At 37.7% G+C, this 20,267-nt stretch carries 19 protein-coding genes and 1 pseudogene; 11 read left to right on the top strand and 9 right to left on the bottom strand.

The genetic code is table 11. The annotated features are described in order from the left end of the window. Nucleotides 1–158: 158 nt before the first annotated feature. The 9 genes from HDC90_RS22795 to hisG form a co-directional block, all read right to left on the bottom strand. A complete protein-coding gene (locus HDC90_RS22795) occupies nucleotides 159–1,055 on the bottom strand; it encodes a WD40 repeat domain-containing protein (protein WP_184470567.1) in 897 nt (298 codons plus the stop codon). Nucleotides 1,056–1,139: 84 nt separating this feature from the next. After that, nucleotides 1,140–1,742 (bottom strand): bifunctional phosphoribosyl-AMP cyclohydrolase/phosphoribosyl-ATP diphosphatase HisIE, encoded by a 603-nt coding sequence (gene hisIE / locus HDC90_RS22790; RefSeq protein WP_184470565.1) that lies wholly within the window; start codon nucleotides 1,740–1,742, stop codon nucleotides 1,140–1,142. Nucleotides 1,743–1,851: 109 nt separating this feature from the next. Continuing rightward, complete coding sequence (hisF, locus tag HDC90_RS22785; protein WP_184470563.1) at nucleotides 1,852–2,607, bottom strand: imidazole glycerol phosphate synthase subunit HisF; 756 nt, start codon at nucleotides 2,605–2,607, stop codon at nucleotides 1,852–1,854. A 312-nt stretch (nucleotides 2,608–2,919) separates the two neighbouring features. Then, nucleotides 2,920–3,669 (bottom strand): 1-(5-phosphoribosyl)-5-[(5-phosphoribosylamino)methylideneamino]imidazole-4-carboxamide isomerase, encoded by a 750-nt coding sequence (hisA, locus tag HDC90_RS22780; RefSeq protein WP_184470561.1) that lies wholly within the window; start codon nucleotides 3,667–3,669, stop codon nucleotides 2,920–2,922. Nucleotide 3,670: 1 nt separating this feature from the next. Continuing rightward, nucleotides 3,671–4,264, bottom strand: a complete 594-nt coding sequence (gene hisH, locus HDC90_RS22775) for an imidazole glycerol phosphate synthase subunit HisH (protein ID WP_184470559.1) — start codon at nucleotides 4,262–4,264, stop codon at nucleotides 3,671–3,673. A 186-nt stretch (nucleotides 4,265–4,450) separates the two neighbouring features. Next, nucleotides 4,451–5,584 carry a bifunctional histidinol-phosphatase/imidazoleglycerol-phosphate dehydratase HisB gene (gene hisB / locus HDC90_RS22770; RefSeq protein ID WP_184470557.1) on the bottom strand — a complete coding sequence of 378 codons (1,134 nt, stop codon included), beginning with the start codon at nucleotides 5,582–5,584 and terminating at the stop codon, nucleotides 4,451–4,453. A gap of 1 nt (nucleotide 5,585) precedes the next feature. Further along, nucleotides 5,586–6,626, bottom strand: coding sequence for a histidinol-phosphate transaminase (gene hisC / locus HDC90_RS22765; protein WP_184470555.1), 1,041 nt, complete (start codon nucleotides 6,624–6,626; stop codon nucleotides 5,586–5,588). Nucleotides 6,627–6,722: 96 nt separating this feature from the next. Next, nucleotides 6,723–8,003, bottom strand: coding sequence for a histidinol dehydrogenase (gene hisD, locus HDC90_RS22760; RefSeq protein ID WP_184470553.1), 1,281 nt, complete (start codon nucleotides 8,001–8,003; stop codon nucleotides 6,723–6,725). 49 nt (nucleotides 8,004–8,052) lie between these two features. Beyond that, complete coding sequence (gene hisG, locus HDC90_RS22755) at nucleotides 8,053–8,904, bottom strand: ATP phosphoribosyltransferase (protein WP_184470551.1); 852 nt, start codon at nucleotides 8,902–8,904, stop codon at nucleotides 8,053–8,055. Nucleotides 8,905–9,179: 275 nt separating this feature from the next. Here hisG and HDC90_RS22750 point away from each other — a divergent pair, with 275 nt between their 5' ends. The 11 genes and pseudogenes from HDC90_RS22750 (at nucleotide 9,180) to HDC90_RS22700 (ending at nucleotide 20,231) form a co-directional block, all read left to right on the top strand. After that, complete coding sequence (locus HDC90_RS22750) at nucleotides 9,180–10,742, top strand: L,D-transpeptidase family protein (protein WP_184470549.1); 1,563 nt, start codon at nucleotides 9,180–9,182, stop codon at nucleotides 10,740–10,742. Between the two features lie 71 nt (nucleotides 10,743–10,813). Beyond that, complete coding sequence (locus tag HDC90_RS22745) at nucleotides 10,814–11,506, top strand: NUDIX domain-containing protein (RefSeq protein WP_184470547.1); 693 nt, start codon at nucleotides 10,814–10,816, stop codon at nucleotides 11,504–11,506. A gap of 68 nt (nucleotides 11,507–11,574) precedes the next feature. Then, nucleotides 11,575–12,408, top strand: coding sequence for a ribose-phosphate diphosphokinase (gene prs, locus HDC90_RS22740; RefSeq protein ID WP_184470545.1), 834 nt, complete (start codon nucleotides 11,575–11,577; stop codon nucleotides 12,406–12,408). 6 nt (nucleotides 12,409–12,414) lie between these two features. Beyond that, nucleotides 12,415–12,906: pseudogene (locus HDC90_RS25595) on the top strand (nucleoside 2-deoxyribosyltransferase domain-containing protein). Nucleotides 12,907–12,922: 16 nt separating this feature from the next. Continuing rightward, on the top strand, nucleotides 12,923–13,462 hold the full coding sequence (locus tag HDC90_RS22730; RefSeq protein ID WP_184470543.1) for an NADAR family protein: 540 nt from the start codon (nucleotides 12,923–12,925) through the stop codon (nucleotides 13,460–13,462). A 12-nt stretch (nucleotides 13,463–13,474) separates the two neighbouring features. Then, a complete protein-coding gene (locus tag HDC90_RS22725; RefSeq protein ID WP_184470541.1) occupies nucleotides 13,475–13,996 on the top strand; it encodes an O-acetyl-ADP-ribose deacetylase in 522 nt (173 codons plus the stop codon). 25 nt (nucleotides 13,997–14,021) lie between these two features. Then, a complete protein-coding gene (locus HDC90_RS22720) occupies nucleotides 14,022–14,675 on the top strand; it encodes a DUF4291 domain-containing protein (RefSeq protein WP_184470540.1) in 654 nt (217 codons plus the stop codon). Nucleotides 14,676–14,856: 181 nt separating this feature from the next. Beyond that, a complete protein-coding gene (locus tag HDC90_RS22715; RefSeq protein ID WP_184470538.1) occupies nucleotides 14,857–16,314 on the top strand; it encodes a nicotinate phosphoribosyltransferase in 1,458 nt (485 codons plus the stop codon). A gap of 159 nt (nucleotides 16,315–16,473) precedes the next feature. Beyond that, nucleotides 16,474–16,878, top strand: coding sequence for a hypothetical protein (locus HDC90_RS22710; RefSeq protein ID WP_184470536.1), 405 nt, complete (start codon nucleotides 16,474–16,476; stop codon nucleotides 16,876–16,878). Nucleotides 16,879–16,938: 60 nt separating this feature from the next. Next, a complete protein-coding gene (locus HDC90_RS22705; protein WP_184470534.1) occupies nucleotides 16,939–18,978 on the top strand; it encodes a BatA domain-containing protein in 2,040 nt (679 codons plus the stop codon). Further along, nucleotides 18,975–20,231: a dihydroorotase gene (locus tag HDC90_RS22700; protein WP_184470532.1), complete on the top strand. Its 1,257-nt coding sequence runs from the start codon at nucleotides 18,975–18,977 to the stop codon at nucleotides 20,229–20,231. The genes HDC90_RS22705 and HDC90_RS22700 overlap by 4 nt, the downstream gene beginning before the upstream one ends. Nucleotides 20,232–20,267: the final 36 nt, after the last annotated feature.

Below are 20,267 nucleotides of genomic sequence, written 5' to 3'. Positions count from 1 at the left end.
ATTTTAAAACATAAACAACCTTAATTAGCCAATAAGCCTTATTTATCTTCAATAATCAATTTTAACCGGACAACAGTGAATTTATTTCAGCATCTTTCCTGTTTTGGAGACCCTGAAATGAATTCAGGGTGACGTCCGATCCTATATATCCACCTAAGTTACTCCATCTCCCAAACCATTATCTGCCGATCATCACCTGTAGAGATCAAGTATCTTCCATCATGGCTCCAAATAATCTTATTGATGGAATGGGTATGACCAATACCCGCTTTCTCCAAGCTTAAAATTTTATATAGTTTAAAGTTTTCGGCATCCCATAGTTTAATGCTTTTATCCTGGCTGCTGGTTGCAAAATAGGGGAGAGTGGGATGGAAAACAATATCGTAAACGGTAAACATGTGGGCCGGTACAGTTTGCATCAACTGATAATCTGGCAGGCTCCATATTTTAAGCTGCGCATCGCGGCTTCCTGATATTAAATACCTGCTTTCGGGGTGGTAGGCCAGAGCCGTAAGCGGAAGCTTATGTCCTTCGAGGTTTTGTTTTAGACTATAATCGGTAAGTTTATAAATTTTAATCAGGTGATCTTTACAGCCAAAGGCAATCTCGGTTTCATCCGGAGAAAGGGCAATGGTACGAACGGTATCATAGGCTGCCTGGAAGCGGTAAATCTCTTTAAAATCAGTTAAAGACCAGACCGCAACTGTTCCATCTTCACCTGTGGTAATGAGCTCATTTTTAGATCGGACCGTTTTAATGTTGAAAATCGGTTTCGGGTGTGCATTAATGCGCGCAATTACTTCCTGTTTCTTTAAATCGTACACACTAAAGGCACCACTTCTTTCGCCTACAAATAACTGGTTGTTGTAATAATGGAGGAAGTAAACAGAGCTTTGTACCGGCATTTTAACCTTAACAAAAGCCATTTCTGCTAAAGACCATTCAACAATGCCTTTGTCGTTACCGGCACTGAAAAATAATTCATCCTGATCAGAATGGACAAGGGCATAAACAGGGTTTTGATGGCCAGGAAGTGTTTTTATGTGCTTAAGCATTTTTTAAGATTAAAGCATAAAGGTGAAAGCAAAAAAAGTATTCGTAAAGTCTTAGCTTTAGTCTTTCAGCTTTTACCTTTTGACTTATTTGTGTCTTTTCTCTAAATTTTTAGAAATATCCTGTATAGATAAGCCTTTTTCTTTCAATAAAAACAATAGGTGAAAAACAAGATCTGATGCTTCTCCAATGAGTTCTTCTTCCGTTTCAGCAAGTGCGGCAATTACCGTTTCCACACCTTCTTCACCAACTTTTTGGGCAATCTTATTCAAACCTTTGTTGCGCATCTTGTTGATATAAGATCCTTCAACGGGGTTTTCATATCGATCATTAATGATGTTTTCGAGTTCGAAAATGAAATTCTGGTTGTAATCCGTTTTAAAACAGCTGCGGCTACCTGTATGGCAGGTTGGACCAACAGCGTCGGCTTTAATCAGGATTGTATCATGATCACAGTCTACAAAAAGCTCTTTTACATAAAGAAAATTGTTGCTGGTTTCACCTTTAGTCCAAAGGCGGTTTTTAGAACGTGAGAAGAATGTTACTTTGCCTTCGGCCTGTGTTTTTTCCAGCGCTTCAGCATTCATATAGCCCAGCATTAAAACCTCCAAAGTTTTGTAATCCTGAATGATTACAGGGAGTAAGCCAGCTGTTTTATCCCAATCAAGAGATGATGTATCGATATTCATTTTTATGATGTTTCTGTCATTGCGAGGCACGAAGCAATCTTACTACTTTTGCAGGTTTCGAACCCATAGCATTAGGATTGCTTCGTGCCTCGCAATGACGAGTTAACTATTATATTCTTACCGGAATGTTATTCCTTTTTAATTCTTGTTTTAAATCAGGGATTAGGATTTCGCCATAATGAAATACCGAAGCTGCCAATGCGGCATCAACATTGGCTTTTTGGAAAACCTCCGTAAAATGTTCCATATTGCCAGCTCCACCAGACGCAATAATCGGGATATTGATCATTTGGTTTACTTTACTCAACAATCCGCAATCAAAGCCCGCTTTAGTGCCATCGTGATCCATCGAAGTTAACAGAATTTCTCCTGCACCTAAATCTTCTGCCTGCTTAATCCAGGTTTCTGTTTCAAGTTCAGTAATCAATCTTCCTCCATTTAAGTGAACCATATTCTTGCCATCTATATGTTTAGTATCGATCGCTAAAACTACAAACTGTACACCAAAGGTTTTCGCAAGGTCTTCAATTAGCTTAGGGTTTCGAACTGCAGCTGAATTGATACTGATTTTATCCGCACCTGCGTTCAACAAGGCTTCTGCATCAGCAATCTCGGTTATTCCGCCTCCAATGGTAAAAGGAATATTCAATTGGCGAGCAACAGATTTAACCATTTCAATCATCGTTTTACGGCGCTCGTGGGTGGCGGTAATATCCAGGAAAACCAATTCGTCGGCGCCTTGCTGTGCGTATTGTGCCGCAAGTTCAACTGGATCGCCTGCATCGCGTAAATCAACAAAGTTTACACCTTTTACCGTGCGGCCATCTTTAACATCTAAACAAGGGATAATTCTTTTACTTAACATTTGTTTGAGTTTTCGTCATTGCGAGGTACGAAGCAATCTTAATGTACCATCATAGCGATCGTTGTAGGATTGCTTCGTACCTCGCAATGACGAGTATTATTTTTTATCTCTTTACTAATCCAATTATTGTGAGAACTATTCCAATTAAGAAAACAGGAATGCAGAAGAGAAACGAATATTCTCCGGTTATAGACATTAATTCCGTAAAATCCCCTCTATAAGTGAACATATGCACGCCCCAGAGCAGCATTCCTATTCCCAACAGAGTTATAATTACTCCTGCAATAAATGTTTTCTTTGATTCCACTTGTCTTAAATTGAACTTAGCGCTTTCAAATTCCAATCTTTAATCTCTTCTATTGTAATGCGGTCTTCGTAAATTGCTTTTCCTACTACTACACTTCTGATTGGATATTTGGCCAATTCGTAGATATCTTCCATCGAACTTACACCGCCTGAAGCAATTAATTTGATCATCGGAGAGTGCTCAAGCAATTTTTTGTATAAATCAACAGCTGCGCCACCTAATTTTCCATCTTTGCTGATATCCGTGCATAAGAAACGGAAAAAACCAAGTGAAAGACATTTGTCAACGTAATCCATCAGTTTAATCGGCGAACTTTCCATCCAGCCAGAATATTTAATCACTTCATCCAAAACGTCGATTGCAATGACAATGCGGTTAGCATAATCGTCTTTTTTAGCGAAAGCTTCACTCAATTGAGGTAAAAAATCAGGATTAGTAATGGCCTGCGTACCTACAATTACCCGGTGAATGCCGGCATCGAGCAAATTGGTCACCTGCTCAATGGTTCTGATACCTCCACCATATTGTACCTTCATCTCCGTTTTTTTGATGATCTCAAAAAGTGTTTTTTGATTGCTGAAATCACCTTTGGCTCCATTTAAATCAATAATATGGATAAAATCAGTACCATTTGAACGGTATTTTTCTATCATTTCGGGGATAGAAACATCATATTCCGTTTTTTGGTTATAGTCACCTTCGCGAAGACGGACAACTTTTCCATCCAAAATATCAATAGCAGGTATTATGTACATTTTATAAGCTTAAGTTTGAAAAATTTTTTAATATTAATTCGCCGGCTTTTCCCGACTTTTCGGGGTGGAACTGAACGCCGTAAAAATTATCTTTTTGTACCGCTGCCGAGAACTTTAAACCATAATCTGCAGATGCAATGTCAAAAGTAGGGTTATATTCAATAAAGTACGAATGCACAAAGTAAAATTGTGTATTATCTTCAACACCTTTAAATAGCGAATTGTTTTTCGGGCTCACGGCATTCCATCCCATGTGTGGTACTTTGATATTCAGTGACTTATCGAATTTTTTGGTCTTTACCGGTACAATATCTAAAAGCGGGGCATTGCCCTCTTCCGAATGTTCGGTAATGAGCTGCATGCCCACACAGATGCCAAGCACAGGTTTTGTTAGTTTTTTAATGGCTTCAACTAACCCTGTCTTCTTAAGTTTTTCCATGGCAGCACCCGCATGGCCAACACCCGGGATGATGATATGGCTATATTTTTCGAGGTCATTTTCTGTATTTACCATGCCGTAGGTCACATTTAAGCGATCTAATGCTGCAGTAAGGGAAAAAATGTTGCCTGCTCCGTAGTTTATAATTCCAACCATAATTTAATAGTTCAGATTTCTTTTTTATAGGTTTGAAAATGAAAGTCAGTTTTTCATGGGGCCTGTAGTCCCGCTATTCGTTTCAAGTCCCGATGAAAAATCCGGAACTTTCCACTGCTATCGGGTTTATTTAACAATGTTCCTGTTTTCTAATCTAACCCCTATCTTCCTAATCCATTTTAGCTCTTACAACATTCCTTTTGTACTTGGTAATACCATTTTCTCTGCATCGCGTTTAATGGCCATTTTAATGGCTTTGGCAAATGCTTTAAAAATAGCTTCAATTTTATGGTGCTCGTTATCGCCTTCTGCTTTTACGTTTAAATTGCATTTTGCCGCATCGCTGAACGATTTAAAGAAATGATAAAACATTTCCGTAGGCATATCGCCAACTTTTTCGCGTTTAAATTCAGCATCCCAAACTATCCAATTTCTTCCTCCAAAATCAATGGCTACCTGTGCCAGGCAATCGTCCATTGGTAAGCAAAAACCATACCTTTCAATACCCAGTTTGTTGCCTAATCCCTTAGCAAAGGCCTCTCCAAGAGCAATTCCAGTGTCTTCTATGGTGTGGTGCTCATCAATATGTAAGTCACCTTTGGCTATTACCTCCAAATCTACACTTCCATGTCTGGCAATCTGGTCAAGCATGTGATCGAAAAAGTTTAAGCCTGTTTCGATTTTTGCTTTCCCTGTTCCATCGAGGTCAAGGTTAATGGTAATATCGGTTTCGTTGGTTTTGCGCTCGTGGTGGATTTTTCTGCTGCCGGCTTTAAGTAAGTTATAGATATCTTCCCATTTTTTGGTTTCCAGGATAATCACATCCAATAAAGTTTCGTGTTTATCCAGCGCTTCTGTAGAACCCAATGCATCATTCTGACGAAGAAAGATCGCTTTAGCACCCAGGTTTTTGGCCAAAACCACATCATTTAAACGATCGCCAATCACGAAAGAGTTTTTCAGGTCGTAATCTTCGCTAAAATATTTGGTTAACAAAGCAGTGCCTGGTTTGCGGGTAGGGGCATTATCTTTCGCAAAAGTTCTATCAATCACAACCTCGCTAAAATGTACACCTTCGCCCGCAAAAGTATCCAGCATGAAGTTGTGTATCGGCCAGAAATTTTCTTCAGGATTTGAAGGTGTACCCAATCCGTCCTGATTGGTAACCATTACCAGTTCATAATCCAGTTCGGCTGCAATTTTCGATAAATAGTATAATGAACGTGGATAAAATTTAAGCTTTGCAAAACTATCTACCTGTTCATCATCAGGCTCTATATTTAAGGTGCCGTCACGATCTATAAATAATACTTTTTTCATCTTAAAATTTTTCTAGAACGGTTAATAGTTTATCATTTTCTTCTTTTGTGCCTACTGTAATTCTTAAACAACCTTCGCACAAAGTTACTTTAGAACGGTCGCGTACAATGATGCCCTGATCAACCAAAGTATCGTAAATTTTTAATGCATCGGTAACTTCTGCGAGGATAAAATTCGCATCAGAAGGATATACTTTTTTTACGATTTCCAAAGCATTTAGTGCCTTGCTTAAACGCTCTCTTTCTGCAACAGATTCTTTAATCCAAGCGTTCACCTGAGCGATGTTTTTTAAGGCTTCAAAAGCTAGATCCTGAGTAGCCTGATTGATGTTATAAGGCGGTTTAATTTTGTTCAAAACATCGATCACTTTTGTCGAAGAAAAAGCCATGCCCAAGCGTAAAGCTGCGAGCCCCCAGGCCTTCGAAAAAGTTTGTAAAACTACCAGATTTCCGTACTCTGTTAGCTCCTGAATAAAGGTCTTTTGTCGGGCGTAATTTATATACGCTTCATCTACCACAACGATGCCATTAAAGTTGGCTAAAATGGTTTCAATATCTTCACGGTTTATCGAATTTCCGGTCGGATTATTTGGTGAACAGATGAAAATTAATTTCGTGTTTTTATCAATCGTTTCTGCGATCTTTTCCATGTCCAATTGGAAGTTCGGAAGCAGGTTCACTTTACGTATTTCTACATCATTTATGTTGGCCGAAACTTCGTACATGCCATAGGTTGGCGGTAGCACAATTACGTTGTCTTTTCCTGGATTACAGAATGCGCGGAACAATAAATCGATGGCTTCATCGCTACCATTTCCTAAAAAAGTATTCTCGATCGGTACGCCTTTTATTTTGCTTATTGCATCCTTCAGATCAAGTTGCAATGGATCAGGATAACGGTTATAATTTGCAGGTAATGGCGAACCATAACTGTTCTCGTTTGCATCCAAAAAAACAGATGCCTGACCTTTAAATTCGTCCCTCGCAGTAGAGTAGGGGCGAAGGTTTTTTATATTTTCTCTTACTAAATCGTTAATGTCCATTGTTATATTTTTATTCGTCACCCTGAATTATTTCAGGGTCTTTTAATAAGATGCTGAAATGAATTCAGCATGACGGATCTTATTATAGATGTTTAATTAATTTTTCAATCTAATACTCACCGCATTTTTATGTGCTTCCAAACCTTCAGCTGCTGCAAGTATTTCAACTGTATTGCCTATATTATTCAATCCTTCTGCAGAAAGCTGCTGAAAAGTGATTTTTTTTAGAAAAGCATCAGTTGATACGCCCGAATAGGCCTTCGCGAAGCCACTGGTTGGCAAGGTATGGTTGGTTCCGGAGGCATAATCGCCAACACTTTCTGGCGTAAAGTTGCCTAAAAATACTGATCCTGCATTGATAATCAATGGGATAAGGCTTTTAGTGTGTTCTGTAGCCAATATAAGGTGCTCAGGTGCATATTCGTTCGAAAATTGCATAGCCTCATCCAGATTTTCAACTAAAACAGCATATGAATTCGCCATTGCTTTAGCTGCTATTTCTTTTCTTGGAAGCATAGAAAGCTGATTTTCAATTTCTTTAATGGTATCAGCGATAATCTGATTAGATGTAGAAACTAAAATAGCCTGACTATCAGCGCCGTGTTCTGCCTGTGCAAGTAGGTCAGCAGCAATAAATGACGGATTGGCAGTCTCATCAGCAATAACCAATACTTCCGATGGTCCGGCAGGCATATCGATCGCCACTTTATTTTGGACCATCGTTTTTGCTGTAGTTACATAACGGTTGCCAGGGCCAAAGATCTTATATACCTGTGGCACGCTTTCCGTTCCGAAAGCCATTGCAGCAACGGCCTGTGCCCCTCCAATCAGGAATACTTTTTCGATACCCAGCAGCACTGCACAATAAGCCAGATAACAATTGGTTTTGCCGTCACTTTGTGGAGGGGAACATACCACAATTTCCTTGCAACCTGCGATGATTGCAGGGGTAGCAAGCATTAAAAAAGTGCTGGGTAAAACGGCTGTTCCGCCAGGGATATAAAGCCCCACTTTTTCAATAGCCCTCGATTCGCGCCAGCATACAACACCTGGCATCGTTTCAACTTTATCTTCTGCTTTTAATTGCGACTGGTGAAAAGTTTTGATGTTTTGGTAAGCGGTATCAATTGCTTTTTTTGCCCCCGCCGGAATAGTGGACGCAATTGCTTTCAATTCTTCCGCATCCAAAAACAGCTTCTTCAATTCAACTTTATCAAATGTTTTTGCAAAGTTGAAAAGTGCATTGTCGCCATCTTTTTTTACTGTGCTGATGATATCAGTTACCCGTTCTTCAACCAGTTTATCGTCTTCGATCTGCCTAGAACAAAGTTCTTCAATTTTTAATTTATATAAATCTGTATAATTGTAGATTTTCAATGTTTTATAATTTTTAATTAACTAATAGTTAATATGAATTTAAGCGATTTTACTTGATTATTTTCTCGATTGGCATCACTAAAATACCTTCAGCACCTGCTGCTTTTAAACTGTTTATTTTATCCCAGAAATCTTCTTCGGCAATTACTGAATGTACGGCTACCCAGTTAGGTTCGAAGAGTGGAACCACGGTAGGACTTTTTACACCTGGCAATAAATCGACTACTTTTTGAAGGTTATCTTTTGATACATTTAGTACCACGTATTTATTAGATTTTGCACTAAGTACAGAGCGGATACGTTGAAGCAATTCTGCAACTTCTGGATTATCAGCTATTGATTTGTTCCCGATTAAAACAGCTTCAGATTGCATCACATCAGCGAAAGGTTTTAGTCCATTACTCTTCAATGTTCCGCCTGTTGATACAATATCAAAGATGGCGTCACTTAAGCCTAAACCAGGACCAATTTCTACCGATCCGGAAATGGTTCTGATATCAGATTTTATACCTTTTTCCTGTAAGAATTTTTCGAGGATTACAGGGTAAGAAGTTGCGATAGCTTTGCCGTTTAATTCCTCTAGTTTTTCAATATTACTGGCAGCCTGAACGGCAATTTTTAAAGTGCATTTTCCGAAGCCTAATTTTTGTAGATAATCTACTTCGGCTTTGGTTTCTACAATTACATTTTCGCCAACTATACCCAGGTCGGCAATACCATCTTGTACATATTCCGGAATATCATCATCGCGCAGGAAAAGAATTTCTAAAGGGAAATTGGTAACAGTTGAGATGAGTGAGCTTTTGTAGTTTTCGAAAGATAAACCACAATTTTTAAGTATTTCTACAGATTTTTCGTTTAACCTACCCGACTTCTGGATAGCGATTTTAAGTGTTTTCAAAGTATTGAATATAGAGTGAACAAGAAATTATTTTACGGAAAAAAGTTTTGAAGTACAAAACAAACATATCATATCGCCTATCGGCGATGGTGTAAATGTAAGTGATGGTTCAAAGTTAAATTCATAAATTATTTCTGCCAGTATCAATACGTTAGCTGATAAGCGCTGGCAAATATAGTGTTTGAAATGGGAAAACAAAAAATAATGGCACTTAATTTGTCATTAAGCTGTTTTTATTGCCAATAACTATTATTTTGTATTAAAATTTTACCCCTTTGAAAAAGTTTCGCTTTCTAATTCTGCCCTTTATTCTGTTTATTTCTGCCTGTGGGTGGTTTAAAAGCCCACCTGAGATTGGGAAAGTACTGTCAGAACATTTCAAGAATAAAATTTACAAAGATTTCGATACTGTAGCTTATGATAGCATTTTTGTGAAAACAATAGACAGTCTTTCGGATAAGTTTGTTAATCCGAAAACAATTAAAGCTTTTTATGTCAATACGCATGATGAACCAAGGTTGGTTACGAAATTTTATATCAATGGCGAATTAGATTCATTAGTTAGTTATTTAGAACAAAGTGGGGTGCATGGTTTCAATCCGAAGATTTTTAAAGGAGATGAGATTAAAGGTCTGTTGGCGGAGTTAACAGCCAATAAGTTTAAAAAGGTGGAGGAAAGTTATCCTGTAATCGCCAAATTAGAGCTGTTATCTGCAAATGCTTATCTGAATTATAATAATTATCTCAAATATGGGGTGGTAAATCCACGCACTATTTTTTCCCGTTATTACATCAAAGTTAAGCGGCCGGATAGCTTGGGGATGACTAATCTTTTAGATAGTAAAAGTCTTGTAAATACTTTAAGATCCGTTCAACCAAAGTCAGTTCAATATAAAGCTTTGCAGGCTGCTTATTTAAAAGCGGATGCAGAAAGTGAGAAGCGGATTTTATTATTAAACATGGAACGTTTTCGTTGGAAAATGCCGGAAACAGGAGACAATTATGTACAGGTAAATATCCCTGATTTTAGATTAACCTGGCTCGATAAAACAGATACCTTGATTACAATGAAAGTATGTGTGGGTGGGAAGCGCGAAAACGGCTATGAAGATAAGCTAAAAGCCTTTGCAAAATCGGGTAATTTAGACGATAAACCGAAGAATCACGAAACGCCTTTATTGTTTAGTAAAATCAATTCCATTCAGGCTAATCCAATCTGGAATATTCCGGTAAGTATTGCCCAAAGTGAGATCTACTGGATGGCCCGAAAAGATCCGTATTATTTGTCGAACAGTAACATCAAAGTTTACTATAAAGATAAGCTGATCGGTGAGCCTGATACCATCAATTGGAACAGGTACTCCCGTGATAAATTACCTTTTAAATTTAAACAGGGATCGGGTGGTGGAAATGCCTTAGGGAAGTTCAAATTTATTTTCGATAACAGCTCTAGTATTTATCTTCACGATACCAATAACAAGAATGGATTTAACCTGACAAACCGGGCTATAAGTCATGGTTGCGTACGGATCGAAAAACCATTGGAATTTGCCGAACTTTTGGTGCAGGATTCTTATACTTATGATAAGCTTAGGGCTGAAGTAGATTTGCCGCCGATAGATAGTACTCACGTAAAATGGTATAAAAAACGCTTGGCACAAAAGGCCGATACGCTTAAAACTTTTCAGTTAAAACCGGCCTGGTTTGCCCCAAAGAAAAATGTTCCGTTAATCATCACCTACATTACCGCTTGGATGCAAAACGATAGGATAGAATACAGACCTGATGTTTACGGTATGGATGAAAAACTCTGGACTGCGATGAAAAAGTTCAGGTAGAATTTAATCAACGGTTTCGATCTTCTTGGTTAAAACGATTAACTTTGTGTTGTTTTAACACAAATTAAAGAATGATCGATCAAAATATTAAAATCGCTGTGGATGCCATTGTTTTTGGCTATGAAAAAGGAACACTTTATGTGTTGGCCGTTCAGCAGCGCTTTGGTAAACTGGCTGATCGGTGGGTATTGCCTGGTGGTTTTATTTTGGATGATGAACCTTTACTAATCGCCGTAGAACGTGAACTTAAGGAAGAGGCCGGTATTACTGTAAATTATCTGGAACAATTAGCAACATTTGGCGATGATGTTCATCGCGACGAGCGCTTCAGGGTAATTTCTGTGGCCTATTTTGCGCTGGTAAATCCTAAAAACTTTGTACTAAAAGCTGATACAGACGCTAAAGATGCCAAATGGTTTCCGGTTACCAAAATCCCGCAATTGGGTTATGATCATAATGCAATGGTTAATCTTGCTCATCAACGTTTAAAAAGCAAACTCACCTACCAGCCGATTGGTTTTGATCTGTTGGATGAGGAATTTCTCTTTTCCGATCTTGAAAATCTGTACTGCTCCATTTTAGAAAGAGATATAGACCGACGGAATTTTAGAAAAAAAATTCTAAGTTTTGGAATTGTTACAGAAACTGATAAAGTGGTTAAAATGGGTGCTAGTGGCAGACCAGGCAAACTTTTCACCTTCGATAAAACAAAATATAACCAGCTTTTGAAGGAAAATTTCCAATTCGATATTAGGTTTGCGTAAAATAAACACAAATTATTCTTCGCATTCTAAAAATGATTTTTATATTTGTGTAAATAATACGCAAATATATGTTAAATCTTAATCCAAGTTTTACTCCGCTAGGCGAAAATAACTTAATCGAGTACAAATCTTTCTTATTTGCAGGTGGCGAACCACATATTAAAATTTCGAACAATTTTGATGTTGCTACTCCTGTTACCATTACGCAAAGAATAAATTCCTTTAATGATTTTGGTCTGATCTGTATTACGGTTGATGCTTTGAAAAGAATGGGCGTGAAGGAAATTAATCTTTTTATTCCATATTTCCCAGCAGCCAGGCAAGATCGGGTGATGATTCCGGGCGAGCCATTATCAGTAAAAGTATATGCAGATATGATTAATGCCATGGCTTTAACAAATGTGACCATTTTCGATCCGCATAGTGAAGTAACCCCGGCATTACTGAATAACTGTGTTACCATTTCTAATCACGAATTTATAAAACATGTTGTTGCAAAAATTGGAAACGAAGTTAAACTGATCTCTCCTGACGGCGGGGCTTTGAAGAAAATTTATAAAGTTTCTGATTTTTTAGGTGGAACAGAAGTTATAGAATGCTCTAAAAGCCGTGATGTAAAAACAGGAAAATTGTCTGGTTTTAAAGTGTATAGTGAAGATCTGGCTGGTGCCGATTGTTTAATTGTAGATGATATCTGTGATGGTGGTGGAACATTTATTGGTTTGGCCGAGGCACTAAAGGTCAAAAATGCTGGAAAATTGTATTTGGCGATCAGTCATGGTATATTCAGTAAAGGCTTTGATGAGTTAGGTAGATATTTTGAGCAGATTTTTACAACAGATTCGATCAAAGAGGTTGATCATGCAGGCGTAACGCAGATAAAATTAATAGATATTTTATAAAATAATATGAGAACGATACTTCCCCCAGAAAATATTTTGCCATCTGATGTGTCGATGTTCCTTGCTGGAACCATCGATATGGGTCACTCGGTTGATTGGCAGCAAGAATTTATTCATCAGGCAAATCAAGAAGAAACTTTGGATGATGTAGTTGTTTTCAATCCGCGAAGAAAATCCTGGGATCATAGCTGGACACAGTCGATTGAGAATGTACAGTTCTGTGAGCAGGTAAACTAGGAACTGGATGCGATGGAAAGTGCTGATGTGATTTTGTTATTTCTTGAAGCAAATTCTAAATCGCCCATTTCAATGATGGAGCTGGGTTTATTTGCTGACTCGGGCAAGCTGATGGTTTGCTGTGAGGAAGGGTTTTGGCGGAAAGGCAATATCGATATCGTTTGCAAAAGAAAAGGAATTGACCAGTACGATACCTTCGATAAACTTAGTGCTGCTGTAGTGGCAAAGCTTAAAGATTTGGTAGGAAGAAATAAAAATTGATTTAAAACAATAGGTTATGATGTACGATATAAATTGGTTACTTAAAATGGTAGATGAAAAAGAAGTCGGCTTTTTAATGTTTTGGGGACATCAAAAAAGTAAAGATGGATCTATTATTAAAACCTGTTTAAGTCAGTGGTGGCCATCTTCTTTTGTGGAAAATGATATTATCTATCAAACAGCAGAACATTATATGATGGCAAAAAAAGCACTGTTGTTTAATGATCATGAGGTTTTTGAGAAAATATTAACAAAAAAATCGCCGAAAGATGTCAAAGATCTGGGCAGGCAGATCAAAAATTTTGATGTAGAAAAATGGGATGCCCATAAATTTGATATTGTAAAACAGGGAAACCTGCTTAAATTTTCTCAAAATGAAGCATTGAAAGCATTCCTGTTGCAAACCAAAAATAAAATACTGGTCGAGGCCAGTCCGGTTGATGCAATTTGGGGCATAGGTTTGGCAGAGGACCATGTAGATGCAAAAATACCAATGCATTGGAAAGGCTTAAATCTTTTGGGATTTGCATTGATGGAAGTAAGAGATGAATTGTAAAATAGAAATGAAATGACCACAGAATTAATCAAAGGCGATATCACAACAATTAAAGCAGATGCTATTGTTAATGCTGCGAATAGTTCGTTATTAGGTGGCGGTGGGGTAGATGGTGCTATCCACAGAAAAGGTGGTAAAGCAATTTTAGAAGCTTGCGTGACCATCAGAGATAAGCAGGGAAAGTGCAAAACTGGAAATGCGGTAATTACTATTGCAGGCAATTTGCCGGCAAAATACGTGATCCATACTGTTGGACCTGTGTGGAATGGTGATAGCGAAGAAAAAAATGCTTTGCTTGCAGATTGCTACCGTAACAGTTTAACCCTTGCCGTTAAAAACAATGTTAAGGTGATAGCATTCCCAAACATCAGCACAGGAATTTATCATTTCCCTAAAGATAAAGCAGCAGATATTGCTATTACCACGGTAAATAATTTTGCTCAAAAAGAAAAAATAGACAAGGTAATCTTCGTTTGTTTTGACGATGAAAATTACCAGCTCTATGAAGAAAAACTCAATCGCATTAAACAATGAGATGAGTTGCTAATAGAATTACAAAATGAAAATAATAGTAAAAAAGTATAAAGAACAAATTTTAGAATGGCCAAGATCAGGATGCCATATAATGGCTCAGTATGATGATGAAAAAATAATCGTTTATCAGGCTTACCGAAAAGAAATCGGTGAATTTGCAGTCAAAAATCAATTTTTTGGAGGTGGATTCAGTTTAAATAGAATGACCTGGATAAAACCTAACTTTTTGTGGATGATGTATAGAAGTGGTTGGGGGACTAAAGAAGGGCAGGAAGTTACTTTAGCCATTCATCTTAAAATTGATGCATTCCATAATTACCTAAAAAATGCAGTTTACACTTCATTTGAACAAACAGATGGCATTTCGCATGACCAATGGAGAAATGAACTGGAAAATTCAAAGATCAGGTTACAATGGGATCCAGATCACGATCCTTATGGTGCAAAACAAGAAAGAAGGGCAATCCAAATCGGATTAAGAGATCATTTTATTAGATCTTTTGCCAAAGATGATATTTTGCTGATTGAGAATATTAGTCAATTTGTAAAAGAACAGCATGGGTTTATTCAAAGCAAACATCTGGAAAACTTAATCACACCTGTAGAAAAACCTTTCGTGTTTAGTGATGAGGCACTAAACAAAAAATTGAAACTCATAAATCAATACGCTCATGGATAATAAAATAACAAAAGGAATCAGTAAGCCGCTTAGCTATATACTGAGGCATTCGCCAGGAACCATAGGCCTAAATTAAGCTGTTTAGATATCGAAACTAAACAATTTTGGCAGAGTGATACGTTACAAAGCCTGTATCCACACGAAAAAGGAAGAAATAAATAAGATTTAAATACATCGAACCATGAATCCATTATTATTAACAGACGGTTATAAAGTTGACCACCGCAGACAGTACCCTGAAAATACCACATTGGTTTATTCTAACTGGACACCTAGAAAAAGCAGACTTGAAAATGTAAATCATGTAGTACTTTTTGGTTTACAATACTTTATTAAAAAATACATTATTGAAGATTTTAACCAGAATTTCTTTAAACAGCCAAAAGAAGAAATTTTAAAGAGATATGCCCGTAGGATCAATAATTACCTTGGCGATAACCTGGTAGGCACGCAGCACATTGCAGATCTGCACGATTTAGGTTATATTCCAATGGTCTTTAAATCATTACCGGAAGGTGCTGAAGTACCTTTGCGTGTACCAATGTTTACCATGTATAATACCAAACCAGAGTTTTTCTGGCTGACCAATTATTTCGAAACCTTATTATCAGCAGTGGTGTGGTTGCCATGTAATTCTGCTACCATAGCTAAACAATACCGCACCATTTTGGATAAATATGCCGTGGAAACGTCATCTGTACCTAAATTTGTAGATTGGCAGGGACACGATTTCTCTATGCGCGGCATGGGTGGGATGGAAGCTGCAGTAACTTCAGCAGCTGGGCATTTATTGAGTTTTACAGGAACAGATACCATTCCTGCCATCGATTTTTTAGAAGAGTATTACAATGCAGATTCAGATAAAGAGTTAATCGGTGGATCAGTAGCTGCTACAGAACACTCTGTAATGTGTATGGGAACCAATACTGGAGAGCTCGAAACCTTTAAACGTTTGATTTTAGAAGTTTACCCGAGAGGAATTGTATCTATCGTTTCTGATACCTGGGATTTATGGAAAGTGCTGACCGAGTATCTACCTGTTTTAAAAGATGATATTATCGCCCGTCCAGGTAAAGTGGTAATTAGGCCAGATTCGGGAGATCCGGTTGATATTATCTGTGGAAATCCAAATGGCAAAAACGAAAATGAAAAAAAGGGTGTAATCGAGCTGCTTTGGGATGTTTTCGGTGGAAAAGCCAACGACAAAGGATTTAAAGAACTGGTACCGCAGATTGGTGCTATTTATGGAGATAGCATTACTACCGAAAGAGCGACACAGATCTGCGAGCGGCTAAAAGCTAAAGGTTTTGCTTCTACCAATGTTGTTTTTGGCATCGGTTCATTTACCTATCAATATAATACGCGCGATACTTTTGGTTTTGCGATGAAAGCCACTTATGGTGAAGTAAATGGCATCGGTCGCGAGATATTTAAAGATCCGATTACCGATGATGGAACCAAGAAATCAGCAAAAGGTTTACTGAAGATTTTTAAAAATGCAGAAGGCGAATACGAATTGAAAGACCAATGTACCTGGGAAGAAGAAGCACAGGGCGAATTGAAAGAAGTTTTTAGAGATGGCAAATTGTTAATTGATTATTCTCTCGCCGAAATTAGAGAAAGGCTAAAGAATAGTTAACTTCGTCAAGTTTTTGAGGTGTATCATTACATAAAACCGTCATCCTGTACAAAGGACTCCTACGGAAAGCCTGTCGAAGGGCAATAATAAAGGTGTTTCGACAGGCTCAACGTGACATTAGGTTTTAGGTACACCTTAATCAATGAAAGACATCAAAAAATGCAGGAAACATCTATTTTTAACCATCAGGCCGATATCGTAAATAGTGCCATTAGGTTTATAAGCGCATGGTTTAAACAATCGAAGGCGATTACAAGTGAACTGAACGATTTTTTTATCCTGCCTGGAAATAAAATTATCGGCAAAGACGTGGTCATTGGGCGGTTGAAAGGTATTTTTGGTCAATCAGATGAATATGTAGGTGGACGTTATGATATTATCGATGTTAATTTTGAATTATTCGACGATGGTAAAGGTATGGGCTTTGTAGAAGGCGTTGCCGGTTATCGAAATGTGATTCAGAAACAATCGAAAATTATCAGCGGACCCTTTAAACTGTATTTTGCTTTACACAAGGCTGGCTGGAAAATTGTAAATATCGAATTTCCTGGCTTTAGTTATTAAAACGACTTTATTACATTAGTAATTCGCCACTTTCCATAATTTTTCTATCTTTGGTTTTTAATGAATTTCCTTTATCCGGGCTTTCTTTTTGCACTAATATCGGTTGCTATCCCGGTTATTATTCATTTATTTAATTTCAGGAAGTTTAAAAAGATTTATTTCTCTAATGTTCAGCTTTTAAAAGAAGTAGAGCAGCAAAATTCTTCCAAAGAAAAGCTTAAAAATTTGCTTATACTGTTATCGCGTATTTTGGCAATCATCTTTTTGGTATTGGCATTTGCTCAACCCTACATTCCGGCAAACAATCAAAAAAGTATTGCTTTAAAAAATATAGTCAGCATTTATATCGATAATTCTTACAGCATGGAAGCCATTAATAAAGATGGCAATTTGCTCGATGAAGCCAAGCGGAGGGCAAAAGAACTGGTTAAAGGTTTTGGTATCAATGATCGTTTTCAGCTTTTAACTAACGATTTCGAAGGCAAACATCAACGCTTGTTAAATGAGGAAGCTTTTTTAAAAGCATTGGATGATGTTAAAATATCTGCAGCAAACCGAAACCTTCAACAAGTACTAAACAGGCAAGGCAATGTTTTAACAGGTTCTGGAAATAAGTATAGCTTTTTGATCTCCGATTTTCAAAAAAATAGCTCATCCACAAAAAAACTCGAAACCAAAGCCGATATTCAGTATTCATTTTTGAAATTGAATGCCAATACCTTGCCTAATGTTGCGGTAGATAGCGTTTGGACACTTTCTCCAAATCATCAGCCGGGTGCAAATGAACGTTTAGTGGTACAGCTAAAAAATTATTCAGAAGAAGAAGCAAAGAATATTCCGTTAAAATTAAGCATCAATAACCAGCAAAAAGGATTGGGTGCTGTAACCATTCCTGCAGGTAAAACAGTTAAGGATACCCTTAATTTCTCAGGACTTAATGCAGGTTGGCAAAAAGGTATTTTGAGCATTAAAGATTTTCCGGTAACTTTTGATGATACGCTTTCTTTCAGTTTTAAAGTAGATGAAAGTTTCCCTGTTTTAAGTATTAATGGCGCTAATGCAGGCAATTATATTAACGCATTATTTGCGGCCGATAGTTACTACAAACTTGTAGAAAATGCAGAAAGCAATGTGAACTACAGCAATTTTGCCAATTATGGCTTAATTGTGCTGAATGGATTGAAAAACCCCTCAACAGGATTGGCGCAACAGTTAAAAAGCTACCTGAATGCAGGTGGTACAGTGGTACTTTTTCCTGATTTGGATGCCAATATTCAAACTTATAATTCATTTTTAAGCGGATTGTCGCTTCCTGCCATTCAAGGTTTAAATACAACAGCAAGTAAAGTTGACCAGATTGATTTGCAAAACCCCATTTTCAAGACGGTTTTTGAAGAAATTCCCAAAAATCTGGATTTACCAACTGTTTCCCGTTATTATTCTTTTGTGGAGAAAAACAGCTTCAACAAAGAAGATATTATGTTGTTGCCGGGCAGAAAGCCCTTCTTCTCTAAATATGGGGTTGGGAACGGCCAGGTTTATCTATCAGCTTCGGGATTAAATACCAGTGATGGAAATTTAGCCCGTCATCCGGTTTTCGTGCCGTTAATTTATCGCTTGGCCCTGAGTGGGGGGAATGAAGTGCCTTTATATTATAATATTGGCAATGACAATAGCTTGGCCAGTAAAAAAATCAGCTTGGGTAAAAACCAGAGCTTAAAAATCACAGCCGATCATTTTGAAGCGATTCCTGAAATACGTCAATCAGATGGGAAAACATTGATTTACATTGCCGATCAGGTAAAAAATGCAGGCTTTTATAGCTTAAAACTTGCAGATTCGCTGCTCGCTGTTTATAGTTTCAACAATGGCCGAACAGAATCTGATATGCACTATTTAAGTAAAACAGAACTTGAACAGTTAGCAGGTAAAAGTAATCTTAAAATATTCGATACTGATAAAGATGCCGTTAAATTAATTGCCGGCGGTAATAAAATCGGGCAAACTTTATGGAAACTTTGTCTAATTTTGTCGCTGATTTTTATTGCAGCAGAAATTTTGCTCATCCGATTTTTTAACAACACAAAAAAAACAATATGAATCTCCTGGTTAAAAATGTAACCGTTGCCGATCCGCAAAGTAAATTTAATAATCAACAATGCGATATCCGGGTAGAAAATGGTAAAATTAAAAACATAGGTAAATTAATTGCCGATAAAAGCGAAACCATTTTTGATGCTCAGGGTGCTTTTTTAACGCCGGGTTTTTTCGATTTAAACTGCGCTGCCGGCGACCCCGGTTTCGAAACTAAGGAAGATATTCAAACATTAACCGCAACCGCAAAAGCTGGTGGTTTTACCGGATTAGCTTTATTGCCGCAAACCAATCCGGTTGTACAGTCAAAATCTCAGGTAGAATACATTATTAATAAGGCCAAAAACAATTTGGTTGATGTTTTGCCTGTTGGCGCTATAAGTCAGAACCGTGAAGCAAAAGAACTTGCTGAACTTTTTGATATGCAGCAGGCAGGGGCAGTAGCCTTTTCTGACGGAGATAAAGCCTTGCAGGATGATGGCTTTATGAGTCGCGCTTTACAATATGCAAAAGGTTTTAATGCCTTGTTAATGGTTCATCCCGAAAATAAATCTATAGCAGGTAAATCGCAGATCAATGAGAGCAAAAATTCTGTGCTTTTGGGCATGAAAGGTTTACCGGCATTAGCCGAAGAGATGCACATCGCACGCGATATCTTTCTGGCTTCTTACAACGAAACTAAAATCCACATCAGCAATATTTCAACTGCAGGGGCTGTCGCTTTAATCCGGAAGGCAAAGAAAGATGGTGTTCAGGTTTCATGTGATGTAACGGCACATCACCTGGTGTTTACAGAAGAACTTTTAAGCGATTTTGATAGTAATTATAAGGTTAAGCCACCTTTGCGCGGAAAAGCTGATGTAAAAGCGCTAATTGTTGGTTTAAAAGATGGAACCATCGATGCCATTACTTCTCAGCACCGCCCCGAGGAAATCGAATTTAAAAATGTAGAGTTCGAAATTGCCCACTACGGCATTATAGCGCTGCAAACTGTTGTGCCTTTATTGATAAAAGCTGGTTTGGATATCGGTCTTATTACAGAGAAGTTGGCGGTTAATCCACGTAAATTGTTAAATTTACTAGTTCCGGTAATTGAAGAAGGGGCTGAGGCGAACTTTACAATACTTAACACCAGCGAAAAATGGTTGTACAACGCAGCCAGCAATTATTCAAGATCGGCAAACAGCCCATTGTTGGGTGCCGAGCTTACCGGAAAAGTGAAGTTGGTTTATAATAATAATCAGTACTGGGAAGGGTAGTTTGGAATAACTCCACATCCCTGACTATATAGATGC

The sequence above is a fragment of the Pedobacter sp. AK013 genome (assembly GCF_014205835.1).
Taxonomy (GTDB): Bacteria; Bacteroidota; Bacteroidia; order Sphingobacteriales; family Sphingobacteriaceae; genus Pedobacter.
Note: the sequence above shows the minus strand (reverse complement) of the source record. Positions and strands in the feature narration are given on the sequence as shown.